General features: G+C 48.1%; 18 protein-coding genes and 1 pseudogene. 10 read left to right on the top strand and 9 right to left on the bottom strand.

The window, feature by feature from the left end:
• Window positions 1-272: 272 nt before the first annotated feature.
• Window positions 273-899: a TetR/AcrR family transcriptional regulator gene (locus ACKTSG_RS11070; RefSeq protein WP_407894764.1), complete on the top strand. Its 627-nt coding sequence runs from the start codon at window positions 273-275 to the stop codon at window positions 897-899.
• 28 nt (window positions 900-927) lie between these two features.
• On the opposite strand, the gene ACKTSG_RS11065 is transcribed toward ACKTSG_RS11070, so the two are convergent.
• The 4 genes from ACKTSG_RS11065 to ACKTSG_RS11050 are packed head-to-tail and all read right to left on the bottom strand — an operon-like array spanning window position 928 to window position 4201.
• Complete coding sequence (locus tag ACKTSG_RS11065; protein WP_407894762.1) at window positions 928-1719, bottom strand: lysophospholipid acyltransferase family protein; 792 nt, start codon at window positions 1717-1719, stop codon at window positions 928-930.
• Window positions 1716-2642, bottom strand: coding sequence for a glycosyltransferase family 8 protein (locus ACKTSG_RS11060; RefSeq protein ID WP_407894760.1), 927 nt, complete (start codon window positions 2640-2642; stop codon window positions 1716-1718). The genes ACKTSG_RS11065 and ACKTSG_RS11060 overlap by 4 nt, the downstream gene beginning before the upstream one ends.
• 4 nt (window positions 2643-2646) lie before the next feature.
• On the bottom strand, window positions 2647-3465 hold the full coding sequence (locus ACKTSG_RS11055; protein WP_407894758.1) for a glycosyltransferase: 819 nt from the start codon (window positions 3463-3465) through the stop codon (window positions 2647-2649).
• Complete coding sequence (locus tag ACKTSG_RS11050; RefSeq protein WP_407894756.1) at window positions 3458-4201, bottom strand: 1-acyl-sn-glycerol-3-phosphate acyltransferase; 744 nt, start codon at window positions 4199-4201, stop codon at window positions 3458-3460. The genes ACKTSG_RS11055 and ACKTSG_RS11050 overlap by 8 nt, the downstream gene beginning before the upstream one ends.
• A gap of 239 nt (window positions 4202-4440) precedes the next feature.
• On the opposite strand from ACKTSG_RS11050, the gene ACKTSG_RS11045 reads away from it, so the two are divergent.
• Both ACKTSG_RS11045 and ACKTSG_RS11040 read left to right on the top strand, forming a co-directional pair.
• Window positions 4441-4632 (top strand): hypothetical protein, encoded by a 192-nt coding sequence (locus ACKTSG_RS11045; protein ID WP_407894754.1) that lies wholly within the window; start codon window positions 4441-4443, stop codon window positions 4630-4632.
• Between the two features lie 73 nt (window positions 4633-4705).
• Window positions 4706-5344 carry a histidine phosphatase family protein gene (locus ACKTSG_RS11040; protein ID WP_407894752.1) on the top strand — a complete coding sequence of 213 codons (639 nt, stop codon included), beginning with the start codon at window positions 4706-4708 and terminating at the stop codon, window positions 5342-5344.
• Window positions 5345-5465: 121 nt separating this feature from the next.
• On the opposite strand, the gene ACKTSG_RS11035 is transcribed toward ACKTSG_RS11040, so the two are convergent.
• A complete protein-coding gene (locus ACKTSG_RS11035; protein ID WP_407894750.1) occupies window positions 5466-5663 on the bottom strand; it encodes a hypothetical protein in 198 nt (65 codons plus the stop codon).
• A gap of 107 nt (window positions 5664-5770) precedes the next feature.
• On the opposite strand from ACKTSG_RS11035, the gene ACKTSG_RS11030 reads away from it, so the two are divergent.
• Window positions 5771-7267, top strand: a complete 1497-nt coding sequence (locus ACKTSG_RS11030) for a UDP-N-acetylmuramoyl-L-alanyl-D-glutamate--2,6-diaminopimelate ligase (protein WP_407894748.1) — start codon at window positions 5771-5773, stop codon at window positions 7265-7267.
• A 51-nt stretch (window positions 7268-7318) separates the two neighbouring features.
• Here ACKTSG_RS11030 and ACKTSG_RS11025 read toward each other — a convergent pair whose 3' ends face one another.
• The gene (locus ACKTSG_RS11025; protein WP_407894746.1) at window positions 7319-7780 is read right to left on the bottom strand and encodes a GNAT family N-acetyltransferase; all 462 of its coding nucleotides are present in this window, start codon (window positions 7778-7780) and stop codon (window positions 7319-7321) included.
• Between the two features lie 139 nt (window positions 7781-7919).
• On the opposite strand from ACKTSG_RS11025, the gene ACKTSG_RS11020 reads away from it, so the two are divergent.
• The 3 genes from ACKTSG_RS11020 (at window position 7920) to ACKTSG_RS11010 (ending at window position 10211) form a co-directional block, all read left to right on the top strand.
• Window positions 7920-8345 carry a PTS sugar transporter subunit IIA gene (locus tag ACKTSG_RS11020; RefSeq protein WP_407894744.1) on the top strand — a complete coding sequence of 142 codons (426 nt, stop codon included), beginning with the start codon at window positions 7920-7922 and terminating at the stop codon, window positions 8343-8345.
• Between the two features lie 63 nt (window positions 8346-8408).
• Entirely contained in the window at window positions 8409-9344 is a 936-nt protein-coding gene (locus tag ACKTSG_RS11015) for a LacI family DNA-binding transcriptional regulator (RefSeq protein ID WP_407894742.1), read from the top strand.
• Window positions 9345-9389: 45 nt separating this feature from the next.
• The gene (locus ACKTSG_RS11010; RefSeq protein ID WP_407894740.1) at window positions 9390-10211 is read left to right on the top strand and encodes a DUF368 domain-containing protein; all 822 of its coding nucleotides are present in this window, start codon (window positions 9390-9392) and stop codon (window positions 10209-10211) included.
• Between the two features lie 220 nt (window positions 10212-10431).
• Here ACKTSG_RS11010 and ACKTSG_RS11005 read toward each other — a convergent pair whose 3' ends face one another.
• Entirely contained in the window at window positions 10432-11802 is a 1371-nt protein-coding gene (locus ACKTSG_RS11005; protein WP_407894738.1) for an NAD-dependent succinate-semialdehyde dehydrogenase, read from the bottom strand.
• Between the two features lie 169 nt (window positions 11803-11971).
• Here ACKTSG_RS11005 and ACKTSG_RS11000 point away from each other — a divergent pair, with 169 nt between their 5' ends.
• Window positions 11972-12742, top strand: coding sequence for an alpha/beta hydrolase (locus tag ACKTSG_RS11000; RefSeq protein WP_407894736.1), 771 nt, complete (start codon window positions 11972-11974; stop codon window positions 12740-12742).
• 94 nt (window positions 12743-12836) lie between these two features.
• On the opposite strand, the pseudogene ACKTSG_RS10995 reads toward ACKTSG_RS11000, so the two are convergent.
• Window positions 12837-13816: pseudogene (locus ACKTSG_RS10995) on the bottom strand (uroporphyrinogen decarboxylase/cobalamine-independent methonine synthase family protein).
• Window positions 13817-13982: 166 nt separating this feature from the next.
• Between ACKTSG_RS10995 and ACKTSG_RS10990 the strand changes: the two are divergent.
• The gene (locus tag ACKTSG_RS10990; RefSeq protein ID WP_407894734.1) at window positions 13983-14906 is read left to right on the top strand and encodes a LysR family transcriptional regulator; all 924 of its coding nucleotides are present in this window, start codon (window positions 13983-13985) and stop codon (window positions 14904-14906) included.
• A 275-nt stretch (window positions 14907-15181) separates the two neighbouring features.
• On the opposite strand, the gene ACKTSG_RS10985 is transcribed toward ACKTSG_RS10990, so the two are convergent.
• A complete protein-coding gene (locus ACKTSG_RS10985) occupies window positions 15182-15673 on the bottom strand; it encodes a hypothetical protein (RefSeq protein WP_407894732.1) in 492 nt (163 codons plus the stop codon).
• 504 nt (window positions 15674-16177) lie between these two features.
• Here ACKTSG_RS10985 and ACKTSG_RS10980 point away from each other — a divergent pair.
• Window positions 16178-18514, top strand: a complete 2337-nt coding sequence (locus ACKTSG_RS10980; protein WP_407894730.1) for a KxYKxGKxW signal peptide domain-containing protein — start codon at window positions 16178-16180, stop codon at window positions 18512-18514.
• The last annotated feature ends 292 nt before the right edge of the window (window positions 18515-18806 follow it).

Raw genomic sequence — 18806 nt, 5'->3', positions numbered from 1 at the left:
ATCCAGTAGGAAGCAACGAATGAGTTAAGCTCGCTGGACTACCAAACATCGATCCAATACAATAACGGTCGCCCCCTCCTTGAACATCCGGTTTTGGACTTGGTTTCATAGAACTTTAGACGTTACCCTGAGTGGTTTTGTTGGTTGACGATGAATTCATTATGCCGAGCAATCAAGAATTTTTTGTGCCCAAGCCGCTAAGCTTTGATTAAGGACTTGACGCTTTTTAAAATAATCGTTAGGCTTTAAGTAAACACTCAAAGAGGCAACTTATGGCAGAATCGGATCTTAAATTATATGATCAAGCACATTTGTTTGATCACTTCACCACCAAACAACGTCAGATCTTGGCAGCGGCAATCGATGTGTTTGCCGAATATGGGTATGCGAATGCCTCGACCAAATTAGTGGCGCAACAAGCTGGGGTGGCAGAAGGCAATTTGTTTGCCAAATTCAACAATAAAGCCGGCTTACTGGATGCCATTTTACAACCGGTGATGACGCAGATCGTCCCCAAGATCTTCAGTGATTTTGTCGGCGCCAATCAAGCTGATAACGTCACGAGTTTAGCGGCATTGATCAAGCCTTTGGTGCAAGAACGCTTGGCTTTTGTTGAAGCCAATGCCAAAGTGTTGAAGTTGTTATTCAGCGAATTAGCTTATAGCCAAGCGCGCCGTGAGCAGTTGCGCCAAGCGATCCCAGCGCAACAATTGAACCGCATGAAGCAGATCTTTGCCGACCTTAAACGGCGTCACTTGATCGTCGATTGGCCAGAAGCAGAGATCTATCAAACCTTATGGGCTGTTGTCGGCGGGGCGGCAGTCAGCGAGTTGTTTTTCCAACAAACCCCAGATCCTGAACATGTCGCCATCAGCTTGATCAAGGTGTTAACGCCGTAGTAAAAAGCGTAAATTCGAATATTCGAATTTACGCTTTTTTGCTCGGGGTGACGATATCGGCGTCATCCCACTGCAGATCATAAGCGGTATGATAGCTCTTTTCAAAAGCGACTTGGCGCTGTCGATCATCTGCGGCTAGCATTTGTAAGCTGGCGGCGCGAGCAGGTAGTGAAGGATCAGGGTACAAAGTCTGCAAAATGTGAACCGTGCTGATGCCTTGGTGATCTAAGGTGACAAACATCGAGATCACGGGTACTTGCAACTTAGCGGCAAAATAATAGGCGCCGCGCTGGCCTGGGCGTGGTTTGCGAAAATTCAGCCATAGCGCTTGTTCTGGGTAGATCAACACGGGGGCTTTTTGCAAACGGCGCTTTAATTCTGGTAAGAATTCGCGGCCGAGATAATGTTTGTCTTGGGCGATCGGCACGGTATCGGCGTGGCGCATCAGCCACCCTAAAACCCCGCGCATCGCCAAGTTGCTTAACTCACTGACGATAAACAAACACCGGTTACCTAAGGCTTTTCTCACGGCAAGGTTTTCCAGCGGGGCAAAGTGATTGCTCACAACAATAGCGCGGTGATCTTTTGGGAGATGGTTTAAGCCTTCGATTTTGACGCGGCGCATTTTGACCACCACTGCTAAGTGCATCACCAAGCGCGCCAACGCAGTGCTGACATGCGCCCAAAAGCCGGCGTGTTGCCATTTTGCTAAGACCTTTTCGGCTTGGGACTTGGATAATTGTGGGTCGCCGATCATCACGTTTTGATGCCATGCTTGCGTAAGTACCGCCTGATGGATATTTTCGCTGACCAGGTTCATAACGCGACCGCCACGCCGGCATCGCGCACGCTAGCAAACGTGGTGGGCAGTGCCGTGATGCGCGCAGCCGAGTCGACTAACGTTTGCATATGGTTTTCATCTGCGGCTTGTTGATCGTAGTCGCTGAGTTCAGCGTGCAAGTTTTGGGCAAAAGGGGTTTGGTCGGCATAATGCCAAAATGCCTCTTGGTAAGTGACGTTTCCATAATGCCAAGGTTTGGCAAATAAGTTGTAGTGGACGATCTGGGCCAAACCGCTGTCGTTTTGGCGATTCCATGAGGGATCCAACCACAACACGCGTTCTTGGACAATGGCATTGAGATAATCTTGATCTGGCGCCACGCTTTCAAAGTGATAATCATGTAGCAAGGATAAGAAGTGGCCAGTGAAATCAACTGCGCGCATCGCTTTGAGATTCATCACTAAAACGCCAGAATTTAAGTAGTGTGCTGCTGGTACGCCAATGGCCACGCGAGCATAGCGGCTGGTGATCGGATCATTGGCAATGAACGGATCGCTAACGGCGCCCACTAACGCTTGGGCCAAGTGATGGTCATATAATTTGGCGACATCTGCCAAGACGATGGTATCGGCATCTAAATAGACGGCTTTGTTCAACGCCGGAAACAGTTGCGGAATAAATAGGCGCAAGTAGATCGTGAAAGTAAAATAATCACAGCGCAACTTGTTGCCTTGATCATCGATCTGGGCCAATGTTTGGGCGTCAATGGTGACAAATTCCAAGTGGACCAAGGGGTTGGTTACCATGGCGTGCAACTGATCACGGTTGGGTTGGGATAAATTTTGCGCCAATACGATCACTTGATAGCCGCGGGGATCTTGAGCATGGGCTTGTAGCGACTGCAAACTGGCAGCAAAAACTGACGCATAGTGGTCGTCAATGGAATAACATACTGGGATCATCGAATCATCCTTTCATCATAGGGGCTAAGCGGGTATAAGCCGCCAGCAAGTCGTCGTAATCATGCAAATGCAATTGTTCATGCATGGCTTGCACTTGCCATGGCTTGACGGTCAACGTGTGGATCCAAGGAAACAGCCGAAAGCTGGTGGTGAAATGTTGAAACACGGTATTGCCATGGCGCTTGCGTTGTTCATTGAACCGCCGCGGGGCGATCACTTTGACCACAGCGAGTTTATTTAATGCCGATTGGTCTGGCATGAACATTTTGGTGGTGGCACAGCGCTTGCGACACTGCGCAAACAAGCCAGTCAGGCGGATCTGTTTGAGATTTAACAACAACACGCCGGAATTCAAATAGTCAAACGTGGCCATTTCGTGATGGAAAAACCACTTGCCATAGTGATCCAACACCCCAACAAATTCCACGCCAGCCAGGTCCTGATGATAAAAATCCCCAAATTGGCGGCGTGCGATCACATCAGTATCCAAATATAACAAGCGATCAGGCAGTTCAGGCAACAAATCGGCGTATAAGCGCAGCATGCAATAAGGCGTAAAGATCGTGTCTAAATTTGCCGTTGGCGGTTGCGCCGCGAACACTTCAGTGGCATCGATACGCGTCACTTGATTGCGCTTGTCGGCGTGTTTGGCTTGGGTTTGCAGAAAATCCACCGTGGCTTGGCTCAGCGGTGCAAAACCTTTGAGTTCGGCGGTGAGGACATAAAGGTGTAAGGGCTCGTGAGTATGTTTGATCAGCGATAACATGGAAATCAACAACCCGTCTTGCATGCGGGCGTCGCCACAATATAAGACATTAATCATGTTCGTCCTCCAAAGTGTGAATGTATTGCACCAAAGCCTTGCTCGACTGCTTCGCTCGGACAATCAGCTGTGCTTGGGCTTGGTGAAACAAGGCTTGTTGCTGGGCTTTTAATGGCAGCGATAAGTCAGCAGCATACGGTCCATCGATGTAGCGGGTTTCTTTGACGTGATGTGGCCCAGCCCCAGCTTGATAAGTGGTGGTCATGGTAAACACTGGCGCGTGTAAGCGTGCCGGATAATGGAAACTGGTGGCATCAAACGGGCGAATGCCGGTGTAGTAAGGCCACACATGCGCTTCTGGGTACACCACGATCAATTGACCGCCAACATGTGCGCGTTTGATCGCCGCAAGAAACTGAGGATATTGCTTGCGGGTGCTAGGCAAAATGATCGCGCGGCCGGCTGATAATAATTTGCCGATCACCGGTAGCCCTAAATTCGCCGGCGCGGCAATGATCGAAACTGGGTAAGGCAAGGTTCGTGGCACAAAAACATCGCCAAGCGGTTGGGTATGGTTGGCGTAAATAAAAGCGCCTGGGGTGAGCTTGTCAGCCCCGATCACTTGAATGTTGTTTACCAGGCGATAAACTTGGGCAAATCCAGTGGCCAAAGGGTTGACTAGCGCTTGTTTTAAGCGGTTAGGGCGCCAATTGAAATCAGTAGGCACTGAGGCGTTTTGATCTGGGCTTTGGATCACATCGTCTTGAAAGCTGGTATACGTATAGTGGTGTTGCACTTGAATCACCCCTGGTTCTTGAGTAAGTGCTCAATCATTTTCACCGTTAGTATACCTGAATGGCGCGTGGTGTCAACCTCTTACAGAAAATTCTTGAGTGAACACTTAACGATTTGACCAGGCTTTTTACCACCAAGAATGTGAAGCGCACTGCGGGTATCAATCAGCCGAAACGTTAGCCTGGGATCCTTGAATTTGCAAATGTAAGCGCGTACAATAAAGGCGAAGAGGTGAGCGCGATGTTCATGATGTTTGGCATTTTGCTCTTAGGATTAGCCGCTTGGCAAGTGCGTGCGGTAACGATGACATTGCAAACGACCAAAGCCACAAATGAGACGGTGGCTTTGCCGCATGAAAGTATCGGGTATGCCGTATTTTTCGCTGGTATCTTATTGGTAATGGGTTTGGCTGTCGTGTTTGGATTATTTTAAATCGATGCCGTCTGGGTCACCAGGCGGTTTTTTCTATGGTAAAATGATTGCTGTAGTTTTTTAGGGGGCAATCATGACTGAACTGTATTTGATCCGCCACGGTCAAACCGTGTATAACGTCCAACAACGCATTCAAGGTATGGCCGATTCTGAATTGACCGCCAAAGGAATCGCTGATGCCAAAGCATTAGGGCGCGGGTTTCAAAAAGCGGGGCTGGTGTTTGATCAGGCTTTTGCCAGTGATCTTAAGCGCGCCAAGGATACCGCTGAGCTAGCGTTAACTGCTGCGGATCAATATCTCCCTTTGAGAATCGATCTAGGCTTGTGCGAAGAAGATTATGCGCATTTTGAAGGGCAACCACAAAGTGCCAGACGAGAGGCTTTAATAGCACTGTTGCCAACCAGCCAACTAGAACAATTATTGCCAGTGGCCAACGGGGTTCATCAACTTGACGCTGACGCTGAAGATGCGCAAACTGTGCAAACGCGTTTTGATGCGGCGATCAAACGCATCGTCGCCACTGACGCGCAAAACGTGATGGTCGTCGCCCATGGCACGGTGATCTTGTTATGGCTACAATTGATCGGTTATCCATTAAATGGGCAAACTACCATGCACAACGCCTCTGTGACCCAGATCCACTGTCAAGCAGGCCATTTTGACGTGCTTGAATTTGATAGTTTGAAATATCTCGAATCCGGCCGTCATTGAGCCATCACCAAAAGCCCGCGACCCAGCAAATCGTTAAGTTTTCCGGGTAGCGGGCTTTTGGTTGGTGATTTTAACTGAAAATTAAAAAAGCACCGGTTGCCGGTGTTTTTTTTGACACATATTAACGTAAAAGTTCACGTTTGATTGCAACAAATTGCGTTGGTGAGATTCGACCTGCAGCCAGCTCTTGCCGATACCATGCGATTTGGGCACGAGTCGATGCGACTGGGACCCGGGCAGCTTGCCAAGTGGTGACGGTACGTGCTGCCGCTACGATCAGCGCCAGCATCAACAACATTACAACGGTGGTCATCAACATATGAAACCGCCTCCTTCATGGGTCAGTATAACACAAACTTCCCGCTTTAAGCCAACTTTATGGTTGTGATCAGATACTAAAAATAACTTCAGGAAGGATGTTGTTGTATGCAAATCGCTGAATGTACCGCGTTATTAAATATTGACCAACAAACTCAACGTCAATTAGCCAAAGATCATCGTCAAATCGAAAAGTTGACCCCAGATACCCGGCAGGTGGCGACAGGCACTTGCTTTGTGGCGATCAAAGGAAACCGTTTTGATGGGCATCAACATGTGCAAGCGGCGATCGATGCTGGCGCGATCATGGTGATCGTCGAACACTCGGTGTCAGCTAGTGGCGCGTTGATCGTGCAAGTGCCTGATACGCATAAAGCCTTGGCCCAGCTTTCGGTGCTGTTTTTCGGCGATCCCAGTGCCCAATTGAAAATGTTTGGCGTCACTGGTACCAATGGCAAAACCACTGTCACCCATTTGATCGCCGCGATCTTGAATCAGGCGAAATTGGACTGTGGTTTGATCGGCACCCTTTATGCCAAAGGCGGCACCGTCGAACATACCACTGAAAACACCACGCCAGACGCCTTTACCAATCAACAATACTTAAGTGAAATGTGGCATTCTGGCAAAAAAGCTTGTGCCATGGAAGTGTCTTCGATCGGGTTGGATCAAGGACGCGTGCAAGGGATCGATTTTGATACCGCGGTGTTTACCAATCTAACGGAAGATCATTTGGATTATCACCAAACTTTTGAAGCGTATTTTGAGGCCAAAGCCTTACTATTTGAACAATTAGGCAATAGTTATCACCATGGCCGCAAACATAAAACCGCCGTGATCAATATCGATGATCCCTATGGGCAACGCTTAGTCGCGCGCACCGCGGCCAATGTCGTGACTTATGGGATCAAAGGGCGCGGGATGTTGCAAGCGCGCAAGATCCACGTGACTAACCGCGGCACCAGCTTTGAATTGGCGTTTGCTGGGCGGCATTATCCAGTCCAGTTGCAGTTGATGGGGGAGTTCAATGTGTATAATGCGCTGGCGGCTTTTGGGGCCACTTATGTCCATGGCATCGACCCAACAGTGATCATTGGCGCCTTAGAAGCCGTTAGCGGCGTCAATGGGCGCTTTGAAGTGATCGCGCATCCTGGGGCAGCGACGGTGATCGTGGATTATGCCCACACGCCAGATGGTTTGGCGAATGTGTTAAGCACTATTCAAAAGTTTGCCAAAAAGCGGATCTTTTGTGTGGTGGGCTGTGGTGGCGACCGCGATCGTGACAAACGCCCACAAATGGCGACTATCGCTTTACAAGCCGCGACAGATCCGATTTTTACTGCAGATAATCCGCGCAGTGAAGATCCTGAAGCCATCATTGATGAAATGGTCCAAGGTCTTGACCCAGCTCGCTACACCCGCTTAAGTGATCGCCAACAAGCTATCAGCTATGCGTTGCGCTTAGCCAAAGCTGGCGATGTGGTGTTGATCGCCGGCAAAGGGCATGAAACGTATCAGATCATTGGCACCACCAAACATCATTTCGACGACGCTGAGGTGGTGCGCCAATATTTTGCCGCCAGCACCGTTTCACCACAAGCTTGATCTGACACGACAAAAAACGGTCTCAGCCCAAAAGCTTGAGACCCTTTGTCGTTAATACAGCGGTTTGGACATATTGATATCCGTGGTGACAAAGCCTAATTTTTGATACACATGCTGAGCGCGAAAATTGTCGCCAAACACATGTAAGTCGATGGCGGATATGTGGCGTCGCCGCGCTTCTTTTTCTAAAACGCGTAAAGTTTCTTGCCCGAAGCCTTGATTTTGTTGTGCCGCATCGATGGTGATGTCATAAATGAAGAAATGGTTGGTATCGCCATCGATATGGACCCACAGGGTGCCGATCGCTTCGTCGTCATGTTTGATGGTCCAAAATAGTTCTCCTGGGGTATGTAAGCCTTGGGGCAACAAGTCCGAATAGGCGGCGTGTGCTTTGACGCTGGCTTCTTCTGGGGTCCAAGTTAACGCTTTGATTTTATTGATGGCATAATTTTTGATCGCTTGTTTGCGCCAAGTGCCAAACGCCGCGATCGACATTTGTACTAATGTGATCATGAACAACACTCCCTTATTTCTATGGCCCAAGTTTACCTGTTTTTGATTTTTTTTGCGAATCAGGGTTGACCTGTAACGCGTTTCGCAAACTATGCTGGATTTGTTGAAAGCGTTAGGGATCGATGAAGGGGGAATTACGATGTTTGCTTTATTGAAAAAACAAGTTTTAACTGATGTTGACTTAAAAGACCCGTCTGAATTAACGGCGATCGCCAAGGTGGCTAGCTTTGCTGGTGAAAAACTGGACTTGGCTAGTCAAACCTTGCGCTCTGGTTTTTTAGCCAGTGAAGCCCAAGGCGCCAAGGTCATCGCGGATCACATTGCGTTGACGCATGCCTCAACTGCGGATCTGAACCAAACGCAAATCGTGATCGTTAACTTTGCTCACGCGATCGCTTGGGGGGAAAATGCCCAAGTGGATACTGTGGTGGCAGTAATCGTACCAGAAGCTGTCGATACCGATCAGGCGATGGCGGCGGTCCAGGCAAAATTGACGTCGTTGGCTGACGCGTTTAGTGAACCGATCAGTGTCAAGATATTGGAAAAACTTCGCCGGCAACTGTAAACTAACAGTAGTAGTGAAGTCAACAGCTGCGCAAGTGGCTGTTTTTTAGTGGAGGCACTAGCAATGGCGAATATTCATGATATTGCGCGGCTAAGCGGATTTTCCGTAGCCACGGTTTCGCGAGTGATCAATGATCGGCCTTATGTCTCAAAAGAAGCCAAAGCTGCGGTGATGAAAGTCGTGCGGCAATTGGATTATGTACCAAATGCGGTGGCGCGCGATCTTTCAGCAGGGCACACCATGACCATTGGGGTGGTGACGCCAATGCGTGATCACCCTTATTTCACCAGCTTGACGAACAGCATTACCCGCGCGGCATTTGCCAGAGGTTATCGGGTGATGTTGTTGCCGTCGCAATATGATCAAGCCATTGAAGCAGATTATTTGGAACAATTGCGCATGAAAGCTTATGATGCGCTGATTTTTACGTCGCATGCGTTGCCGCTTGCTGAGATCTTGCCTTATGCCCAAAGCGGCCAAGTGGTGGTGTGCCATGATCCAGGGGATGTCGAGATCAACGCAGCGTTTACTGATCGTGGCGAAACTTATGTGGAAGCCTGTCAGTGGCTCAAAACCCATGGCGCACAAAAAATCGGCATGTTTTTGCCGCGCAGTGCCAAGTTGTCTGCCACCAGCCAAGCGATGTTAAAAGCCTATCAACAGGTGTTTGGCAACGCGTTGCCAGCGAATTTGCAAGTGCTTGAGGTGATGAATCAAGGCGATGGCTATGCCGCTGCGAAAAAACTCGCTGCCCAACACGTCGATGCAATCTTCACCAATGGGGATGATATCGCGGCTGGCGCGGTGCAGTATTATCGCCAAGCGCAGTTATTGGTACCTTTAATGGTCGGGCAAGAAAATCAATTATCCAGTCAGCTGTTGAATATGCCGACCATCGATCATCATTTTCGAGTAGTGGGTAAATTAGCTTTGCAGTTAGCTGTCGGTGAGTTATCCGGGCAACACCAAGTCGCGTCGACGTTCATTTCCCGGGCGTAAACATGGTATACTCAAGGTAAACCTAAAAAACAGGAGAAATGACCAATGCAATCTTGGCTATTCCGGTTCCTCAAAGGTATCTTTATTGGCTCAGGCTTTATCTTGCCTGGCGTTTCAGGCGGGGCGTTGGCCGCAGTCTTTGGCTTGTACACGCGGATGATCGCGTTTTTGGCGCATCCGTTCAAAGCGTTTAAATCAGATGTGAAATTTTTTTTGCCAGTGGGCTTAGGCGCCATGGCTGGGGTGTTTGGCTTGTCATTTGTGGTGGCATTTGTGCTTGGCGCTTATGAAACGCCAGTCTTGTGGCTGTTTGTCGGCTGTATTGTTGGCACCGCCAAGCCGCTTTGGCAACAAGCCGGTTTATCTGGCCGCACCAAAACGCATGTGCTGGTAATGGCAGTCGTGGCAATTGTCGCGTTGGTGTTGTTGAAGCAAGGTGAGCAACATTTTTCTGGCAGTGTGCCGCAAAACTTCGGTACTTGGATGATCGCCGGGGCGTTGATCGCGTTAGGTATTTTGGTGCCTGGGTTGAGCCCATCGAATTTCTTGGTGTATTTGGGGTTATACACCCCAATGGCCGTAGGGATCCGGGAAGTCGATCTTGGTGTCATGCTGCCGGTGGCGTTAGGCGGTTTGGTGTGTTTCGCCGCGTTGGCGAAGTTGATCAATTGGGCTTTTGGCCGCTGGTACGCCTTGTTGTTTCACATGATCTTAGGCGTGGTCATCGCTAGCACCATTATGATCGCGCCATTAACGGCGACCTATTCGCTGAGTTTGATCATTTGGTCAGTGGTCGGGTTAGCTTTTGGCATTTGGCTAGGGGCTTGGATGAGCAACCTTGAAGCCAAGCATGTCCCAACGATTTGATCGGTAACATCAAAAAAGGCCTTATCGCAGCGATGCGGTAAGGCTTTTAATGTCTCATGATGAGTTAGGGCAAACAGAAAGCGAGCGCGACATCAGTCGAGCCCGCCGCATGAGATGACGAATTCACAGTGTGGTTGATGAATACCACGCCTTCACTTTACCATGAATGGTCACCCATGCCTGCAGTTTTCAGAAAACTTTTTGCAATGTAATGAAAAAACTAGCCTTTTGTTGCCAAGACCATGTGGTTGTTGACAAAGGCATTTAAGCCTAATTTGTACAATTCACGGCCATAACCTGAGTGCTTGACCCCGCCAAATGGCAGTTCTGGTGCGGTGATCCAAGCGCGGTTGATGGTCGTCATGCCGGCTTCGATTTGTTCAGCCACAGCTTTGGCATGGTCAGGATCGCTTGAAAATACAGCTGAGCCTAATCCAAAGCTGGAATCATTTGCTAATGCGACGGCTTCTGCGTCATTTGCGACTTTGTAGATCGCCGCCACTGGGCCAAACATTTCTTGATCAAAGGCAGGGTTGTCTTTGTCAATATCCGTCAAAATCGTTGCTGGCACGAATTGACCTGGCAAAGCCGCTGGGGTATCGCCGATGATGCGCTTGGCGCCGGCTTTGATGGCGGCGTCGATTTGGGCGACTAACTTGGTTTTGGCACTGGCTGAAGATAATGGCGCTAAGGTGGTGTCAGCAGCCATTGGGTCGCCTGGGCGCATTTTGGCAAATTCAGCTTTCATGTAGGCGACGAATTCATCGTAATGCTTGGCCGTGACGATGAAGCGCTTGGAAGCGGAGCACACTTGCCCAGCATTGAACAACCGCGCTTGTGGGGCGATGGCTTTGACTTGGTCCATGTCGGCATCATCTAAGATCAAAAAGGCATCATTGCCGCCAAGTTCCATGGTGGATTGCTTTAAAGCCGCCCCAGCTTCTTTGGCGACCGCCGCACCGCCACGTTCAGAGCCAGTCAAAGCAACGCCGGCGACGCGCGGATCGGCGATGGCTTGGCCGACTTGTTCATAGTTGATATACAAGTTAGTCAACGCCCCTTTAGGCGCACCTGCCGCCAACACTAGATCAGCAAATGCTTGGGCACAAGCAGGGGTGCTGGAGGCGTGCTTTAAGATCATCGGGTTACCCACGACGTAGTTTGGCGCAAACACGCGCATGATTTGATAATAAGGGAAGTTCCAAGGCTCGACCATCACCAACACGCCAGTAGCTTGCTTCACATAATAGGCATCGCCTAATTCAGTTGGTAAAGGTGTGGGTTTTAAAAAGTCGGCGCCATTTTTAGCATAATAATCCGCAATATCGGCACACAAGTCGACTTCCGCTTCGGCTTCGCTCAACAATTTGCCCATTTCTTTGGTGATCGTGGTAGCCAAAGCGCGCTTTTGTTGGCGCATCAAGGTGGCCACTTTGGCTAATACCGGCTGCCGGGTGGCAGGGGCTTCGTTGCGCCAAGTGTGATACAAGGCATCGCCAGTTTGTAAGGCGGCTTGTAGTTGCACATCAGTGGCGTTGGGATAAGTGTGTAAGACTTCGTTTGTGTATGGGTTGATCGTTTGATAAGCCATGTTGAATGGTCCTCCTTGTTGTTGACGTTTACACGGTCATTATAGCGCAAAAACTAGCAAGATAATTCATGATTTGCTTAAAATGACGCAAATTTACTGAGATAACTCCTGATTTACATTAAGGCGTGAATGCGCTACATTGAAGGCAATCAAATTTGGAGGCGCGATCATGCAGATCAAATTGATTCAATTACAACCTACGCAGGCGCCGGTGGCCACGTTGACCGCTTATTTACCAGAGGCGGTGGTGGGCAAACCGCGCCAAGCCGTGATCATTTGTCCTGGTGGCGGTTATGCGATGGTGTCACCAAAAGAAGGTGAACCGGTGGCGCTGACTGTTGCAGCGCGCGGCATGGCGGCGTTTGTGCTGGATTATGCCGTTGCGCCAGTACGGTATCCAGCGGCGTTGCGACAGCTGGCAGAAGCCATGAAAGTGGTGCGTGCAAACGCCGACGCATGGCAGTTGACCCAAATCTTCGTCGTCGGCTTTTCTGCTGGCGGGCATTTGGCAGCGTCACTGGGTACGCAATATGACCAGGCTGTGTTAAGCGACTATGACCCTAAGGTGATCCGGCCAGATGCGTTGTTGTTGGCTTATCCGGTAATCACCGCCGGCCGGTTTGCGCACCGCGACTCTTTTGCCAACTTATTAGGTACCCAAGATCCGGCAGCGCAAAGTTTGGAGAAGTTGGTCACGCCACGCACGCCGCCGACGTTTATTTGGACCACCGCTGATGACGAAACGGTGCCGGCGATGAACAGTTTGCTATTTGTTGAAGCTTTGCAGCAAGCTGGCGTTGAGGTGGAGTTTCATTTGTTCCCGCATGGCTGCCACGGCATGAGTTTAGGCACCAGTTGGGTCAATGATGATTTTGGCCAGCCGCATGCGGCAAGTTGGCCAAAGCTGTTTTTGGATTGGGTGCAAGTGACGTTTCCATAATAAATACCGCTGATGGTCACTAGATCGTCAGCGGATTTTTGTTCAGCGGCAAGAAAACGGGCAATTTGTAGGCCCAGAATTTCTTGGCTAGGGCTTAGCCTTGGTCGATTTTGGCCCATTGTTGTGCAGTGTACAATTCGTTGCCGCCGTCACCAGAGGCAAAGCCGCATTGATGGGACAAGTACAGGTGATCTTTGGACACGATCGTGGCAGCTTGCTTTAACCACCGTAGCGCCCGCGCTTCGTCATCAAGTTCCGCGGTTTTCGAGCTTAACAAGCCTAATACCATTTCCACTTCTGGGCGAGCTTTTAGCGCGTTCAACGCGGCCAGATTGCAGGAGCGTTCGTCGTCCCATTCCAAAAAGAATCGGTCGTAATGTTGACCCCATAAAAAGTTTGCGGCAATGGCAGCACGTGAGCCTCTGACGGCATGCCGAGAAGCGTAGTTGCCGCGGCAGTTGTGCGTCCAAACTTTCAAGCCTAGCGCATGCCCATAATCACACATGGCATTGTTGATGGCGACAAATTCATCAGCCAACGCTTCAATACCTTCGTTACCATGCGCAAAAAAGCTTGAATCATTGTCTGGATCAAACCGGCTTTCAACGCTTCAGTGGTGGGATAAACTTGCCCTTCGCCGTATAAATCGTCTAAAAATAACAATTCAGTGTAAGCATGGGCTGCTCCCCGTACGGTAGTTTTAACGGTGGTGTCGCCAGCTTGGACTTTAAGTTGTTTAAATATGTCGATGAAGTGATGATTTTTACCAGACAGCGGCGCGGTGATCTCAATGTCGATATCTTTGCGAGTCGCAAAATCACCGCCGTCGTGGTCTTCAAAGCGATAGTCATGGTCGGCAATGGTGCGCTTGATGCCGCCAAATCCTCATAAGAAGTCCAAATGCCACATGGATTTTGAATATTCGCCATCAGTGATCATATCTCAGCCATGCGCTTTTGCTTCGGCAACGACTTGTTGGATCGCGCGGATTTCTTGCGCTTGATAACCATCAAAATCCGCATAAAACGGCTATTGGATGTCGTCGCGATGTTCGATCGGCTCTTTGTAAGCCAATAAGCTGGCTGGGCGTCATAAAAAGCCGACAGTTTGGAAACGGGATTGGGTCATCCGAAATCCTCCGAATAAATTGATGAATTTATCATACCTTGCTGATTGAAAAATAGATGATACTTGATTCTGTGGTGGTATAATAGGCGCAAACTATAACGGAGGCGCGCCGATGCGTATTCAACAACTGCAATATTTAGACGCGATCGCCGAAACCGGCTCGATCAATGAAGCCGCAAAGCGCTTGTTTATTTCTCAGCCATCACTGTCACAAGCAATGAAAGAGTTAGAAAAAGAATATCACCTGCAATTGTTTTACCGCTCTAAAGCCGGGATCACGCTGACAGATGCTGGGCGCGAGTTTTTGAACTATGGACGCGGGGTGTTGGATCAAGTCAACTTGTTGGATGAGCATTTTCGAAAAGATACGGTACGCAAGCAACAATTCTCCGTGTCGGCGCAACATTATGCTTTTGTGGTGAATGCGTTTGTCGCACTGGTCAAAGAAATCGGCGGCTCAGAATATAACTTCACTTTGCGCGAGACCCAAACGCAAGGGGTGTTGGATGATATCCAAACCAACAAAAGTGAACTTGGGGTGACTTATTTGAACGGCTTCAATCAAACGGTGATGAAGCGCTTGATCGCTGAAAAAGATCTGACTTTCACGCCGCTGTTCGTCGCCCAACCGCATGTGTTTGTCGGCCGCGACAACCCGTTGACGGCTAAATCACATTTGTCGCTGGCGGATCTGGCGCCATATCCGTATTTGTCTTATGAGCAAGGCGACACCAATTCATTTTACTTTGCCGAAGAAATTCAAAGCACCTTGCCACATGCCAAACATGTGCAAGTGTCTGATCGCGCCACGATTTTTAACTTGATGGTGGGATTGGATGGCTACACGATTTCTAGTGGCATCATTTCCAGTGACTTAAATGATGAAAAAATCGTGGCCATTCCTTTGGATGTCGACGACCCGATCACGTTAGGGTACCTGCGCCACAAAAAAATCGAATTAAGTCCGACAGCGACGCGCTATTTGGCGTTGTTGAAAGAGCATATTCGCCATTATGGGTTTGAAGTTGCTGATTAAGTTTTTTAAGCAATATGTGATGAAAAAATTAGGTAAGGGTTGCTGTTTTTATTCTCGTATTGGGGATGATTGACCTCAGCGGTATTGCTTGCGAGTGTGAGATTTGAATGGAGCAATTAACACAAACAAAGTTAACTAGCGAGAAGGAAGTAGGTGCAGACTGTGATAATCTGCATTTTTTTGTGGCTTCTCGCTGTGGCGTATGAGATACAACTTTGATGTTCACTTAGAATACCGGTACGGACACTACAAGGCGAAATCTAAAGAAAGTCCTTTCAGATTGTGCCTTTTTCCTCAAGCCAACGAGTCATGTTGACGGGAATATAAGCGATAGTTTCATTTGGCTCCAGGTGCCATGTGGTGGGATCTTGAACGCCAGGATAAGGTTCGCCATCAAGCAAAGTGGCGATGGCATTGATGGCTTCTGCGGCTGTATCGTCACGGTTGTCGCCTTGGATCACCATGCCAGGAATATTTGGACTAGTCGCAGTGAAGTAGTGGCCATCTGCATCGTTGATTTCGTGCATGATCACCGGGTAGATCAGGGATCCTTGAGGACGGATTTCAGAAGAATGATCGTCTTGACCGTAATTCTGTTGGAGTTTGGTCAAAGTCGCCATCATGTCATCATAGGCACGTTCGCTCATGACGACGGCATTTTCGCCGGGATCATCTGAGAAGACGTGGATTGGTTTGCCGTAGCGGGTGATTTGATGCATATAGTGATCCATATGCTGTTTGAAGATTTTGGCAGGTACTTGTTTCATGAGCGTTGATTCTCCTTAGATTGTCAGATAAGCGGCTTGTCCGCAATTTTTTTGAAATCAGCGAGCATGCACACTATCCCAAATTTAGAGTTGATATTCTGTGGATTATATGAGATAACGCGAAAAAAATAGAAAGATCTAAGACAATCATACTGGTGAGTTTGTTCCAAGGCTACACTAATTGATAATGATTTCAAAATAGATTTGGCCGCAATATGTATTATATTTTTTTGACCCTTCGTGGAATAAGATGTTATTTTGAAGCATTCTATAACAATTAGAAAAATTACAGGATACACATAAACGTAGGCTTCGCCGATATTTATAGGAACAAATTTGTGAATAAACAATTAGAATTTTGTTTTTAAATTGCCTGTGTACATGTTTTATTTCATATGATACGCTTACAATATCGTTTGATGTTTGGAGGTGATGAAGCGAAAAGTAGCGAAAATGGGATGAAGAACGGATGATATTAAGCTTTCGGGTATGGAGGTTTTTCGAATGGAGAAAGTTGTTCGTTTTAAATTACACAAGCATAAGAAGCAATGGATCACAATCGGGGTAGTGACTATTGCTGGTACATTTATGTTTATGATCTCTGGAAATCAAGTATCGGCTAGTACGACTGCTGAGGAAGCGCCTCAGTCCGCTTTAGTCAATAAGACAGAGGTGGGAGATGAAAATGCTCCTAATGTCACAAAGGCTGAGACGAGTGAGACAGAAACACCGGAGACATCGAACTCAAGTAGTGAATCTGTAGTGCCAAGCGTTACGACGAGTGAAGAAAAAAACGCCGTCGGGTCTGACGAGACTAAGTCGTCTGCTACTGTGAAAGATATTGAGTCCGTGGTTCAAAGCAGTACAACGGGAACGAAAGTATCTGCGGAAACTCTCGATGGTTTGACGGCTAATCAAAATGAGTCAATTGAGGCAACGGAGACTAAACAAGCTACCACAGAGAATAATTCGACTCAACTGCCTCAAGAATCTGCTAAATCTGCAGATCAGGAAGCCACAAGTGATGAGAGTCCAGCAGACAATGTTTTGCCAGAGACTGAATATGTGGCGAATAATGGAAACAAAGAGACAAGTCATTTGCAGACGTTACCGCTGGCACAAAATGAAGACGGTTACACGAAACTGACATATACCGCAACTGTTCATGTGCCGACTGAGTTCTCTGACGGAAACTATTCAACTGTCCAGATGGTATTAAGTAATGGTGCTGATGTCGCGTACATGAGCTTGCGTGGACTGGGTGCAGATAAACCAACATTGGCATTGATCAGAAAAGTGGGAAGCGGCGGAGAAGAAACACTATCCGAGATCCCGATTAATGCCGCAAAAGGCGACGATCTTCGCATTAAGCTCGATTATGATAAAGGCATGCTAACCTATTTCGAATGGCCTGCGGGAACAAGTGAAGCAAGTATTCCAACCGGTAATTATTATCTAAAGCTTGGCGCGCTGACCCAGGTTGGTATTCGTACTTGGGGATTGGATGCCGTTGCGGTTCACGATATGTCAGTTACAAACACTGAGACAGAAAAGTTTACTGCTGGTGACGTGTTGCATTCGACGGCATTACCATCTCTTGATGAGGGTAAGAATTACAATGAGCTGAATACCCAGACTCAGATTGTTATACCTGGTGCTGATGAAAATAGCGATGCGCCATTTATGCAGTTAGCACTTCAAGATACAAAGGCAAAAAAGCAATTATACCTTGAGCTGACTGCAAATTCAGATGGTACTCAAAGCCTCGTGTTAGTCGAAAAAGATGGTAGCAGTGCTCGCCATATTCTCAGTGATTCAGCCAAGAAGACGAATTTTACTGCTGGCACCAAATTGAATTTAGCGATTGAATACCGTGAAGGTAAGGCTTGGTTTAGATATTGGGAAGCGGGTAAGAATCGCCCGACAGCGTCAAACGCCGGCGCAATTACAGACTTCAAGTCCTTTGCACCTGACACCATTCAATTAGTTGGCAGTGGGATCAAAGCAGATGAGACCAGCGCGCCATCTTTTGATAGTTTGGTAGCTGGCGCACCAATCGACTTTACGACTCAAGGAACTTATTTCGACAAAGTGGATCAATATACCCCACCAACTTGGGAAGAAGCTCAAAAGCTCCTGCCGGAAGTTGTGACTACGGATAATCCTGAGTATGAAGAATTATACGAAGGCGCTTGGAAAGTACTGTTTGAAACAAATTTGTTCAAACCTGAGAACAATCCAGAATTCAGTACGTATGTCGGTTCGGGCTTTGAGCCTCAGAACATGACATTCCAATGGGATTCTATTTTTGCCATGTTTTTTGCAAAATATGCGAACCAAGCGATAGATCCAATGAGTAGCCTTAATAATTTCTATATTTCCCAAGACGGATATGGAAGTATCAGCCGGATATATAATGTTGCTGACGGTTCGGTACAAGGCTGGGCAACTGGCGTCAATAACGTTAATCCACCAATATTTGCTTACGCAGAACTTCAATCTTATCTGTTAACGGGTGACAAGGATCGCTTAGCCGAAATTAAAGATGCTCTGCAAGCCTATGCGGATTGGGTTTCAATTGAAAAATGGTCTCAAAACACCGAGCATCAGTTGTACTGGAACAACGGTAACGGCAACGGTATGGACAATCTGCCAACTCAAGCGAACCAAGCTGGTGATGGTACTGGTACTGGCGATGTTGATATGAGTTCTCAGATGGTACTGATGTGGCGCTCATTGGCTCAAATCGATACAATTCTTGGTGATACTGCCAACGCAGCCAGAAACACTGCTTTAGCTGACGACTTAGCAAATCGAATTAATAACCTGGATTATTCATAGAATTTCAAAAAAGCAGCGCAATCCCACGATTCACACGGGACTGCGCTGCTTTGGTGTTTCACCCATTGGGTGCGCCTATATGCTAAGGTTGAGTCAACGAAAACCATCACGAAAGCGAGGCTTCACACCATCTCAACTTTAACCAGCTTATCCCTGCAATGCAATACCAATGTGACTCTGACCGCCGACGGCGGTCAACTTTCAAATGACGCCGGGCTCGTTTTGTTCCAAGAGTTTCTTCATCGTATCAACTTTAGGCAACTTGCCAATCAGTGCCTCAAGTTACCAGACC

It is taken from the genome of Lacticaseibacillus salsurae (assembly GCF_045862175.1).
Lineage (GTDB): Bacteria > Bacillota > Bacilli > Lactobacillales > Lactobacillaceae > Lacticaseibacillus > Lacticaseibacillus salsurae.
Note: the sequence above shows the minus strand (reverse complement) of the source record. Positions and strands in the feature narration are given on the sequence as shown.

What these genes read in the sequence shown, in the direction of transcription:
- ACKTSG_RS11070 (WP_407894764.1), top strand. Translation starts at nt 273, where the DNA reads ATGGCAGAATCGGATCTTAAATTATATGATCAAGCACATTTGTTTGAT.
- ACKTSG_RS11065 (WP_407894762.1), bottom strand. Translation starts at nt 1,719, where the DNA reads ATGAACCTGGTCAGCGAAAATATCCATCAGGCGGTACTTACGCAAGCA.
- ACKTSG_RS11060 (WP_407894760.1), bottom strand. Translation starts at nt 2,642, where the DNA reads ATGATCCCAGTATGTTATTCCATTGACGACCACTATGCGTCAGTTTTT.
- ACKTSG_RS11055 (WP_407894758.1), bottom strand. Translation starts at nt 3,465, where the DNA reads ATGATTAATGTCTTATATTGTGGCGACGCCCGCATGCAAGACGGGTTG.
- ACKTSG_RS11045 (WP_407894754.1), top strand. Translation starts at nt 4,441, where the DNA reads ATGTTCATGATGTTTGGCATTTTGCTCTTAGGATTAGCCGCTTGGCAA.
- ACKTSG_RS11040 (WP_407894752.1), top strand. Translation starts at nt 4,706, where the DNA reads ATGACTGAACTGTATTTGATCCGCCACGGTCAAACCGTGTATAACGTC.
- ACKTSG_RS11035 (WP_407894750.1), bottom strand. Translation starts at nt 5,663, where the DNA reads ATGTTGATGACCACCGTTGTAATGTTGTTGATGCTGGCGCTGATCGTA.
- ACKTSG_RS11030 (WP_407894748.1), top strand. Translation starts at nt 5,771, where the DNA reads ATGCAAATCGCTGAATGTACCGCGTTATTAAATATTGACCAACAAACT.
- ACKTSG_RS11025 (WP_407894746.1), bottom strand. Translation starts at nt 7,780, where the DNA reads ATGATCACATTAGTACAAATGTCGATCGCGGCGTTTGGCACTTGGCGC.
- ACKTSG_RS11020 (WP_407894744.1), top strand. Translation starts at nt 7,920, where the DNA reads ATGTTTGCTTTATTGAAAAAACAAGTTTTAACTGATGTTGACTTAAAA.
- ACKTSG_RS11015 (WP_407894742.1), top strand. Translation starts at nt 8,409, where the DNA reads ATGGCGAATATTCATGATATTGCGCGGCTAAGCGGATTTTCCGTAGCC.
- ACKTSG_RS11010 (WP_407894740.1), top strand. Translation starts at nt 9,390, where the DNA reads ATGCAATCTTGGCTATTCCGGTTCCTCAAAGGTATCTTTATTGGCTCA.
- ACKTSG_RS11005 (WP_407894738.1), bottom strand. Translation starts at nt 11,802, where the DNA reads ATGGCTTATCAAACGATCAACCCATACACAAACGAAGTCTTACACACT.
- ACKTSG_RS11000 (WP_407894736.1), top strand. Translation starts at nt 11,972, where the DNA reads ATGCAGATCAAATTGATTCAATTACAACCTACGCAGGCGCCGGTGGCC.
- ACKTSG_RS10990 (WP_407894734.1), top strand. Translation starts at nt 13,983, where the DNA reads ATGCGTATTCAACAACTGCAATATTTAGACGCGATCGCCGAAACCGGC.
- ACKTSG_RS10985 (WP_407894732.1), bottom strand. Translation starts at nt 15,673, where the DNA reads ATGAAACAAGTACCTGCCAAAATCTTCAAACAGCATATGGATCACTAT.
- ACKTSG_RS10980 (WP_407894730.1), top strand. Translation starts at nt 16,178, where the DNA reads ATGGAGAAAGTTGTTCGTTTTAAATTACACAAGCATAAGAAGCAATGG.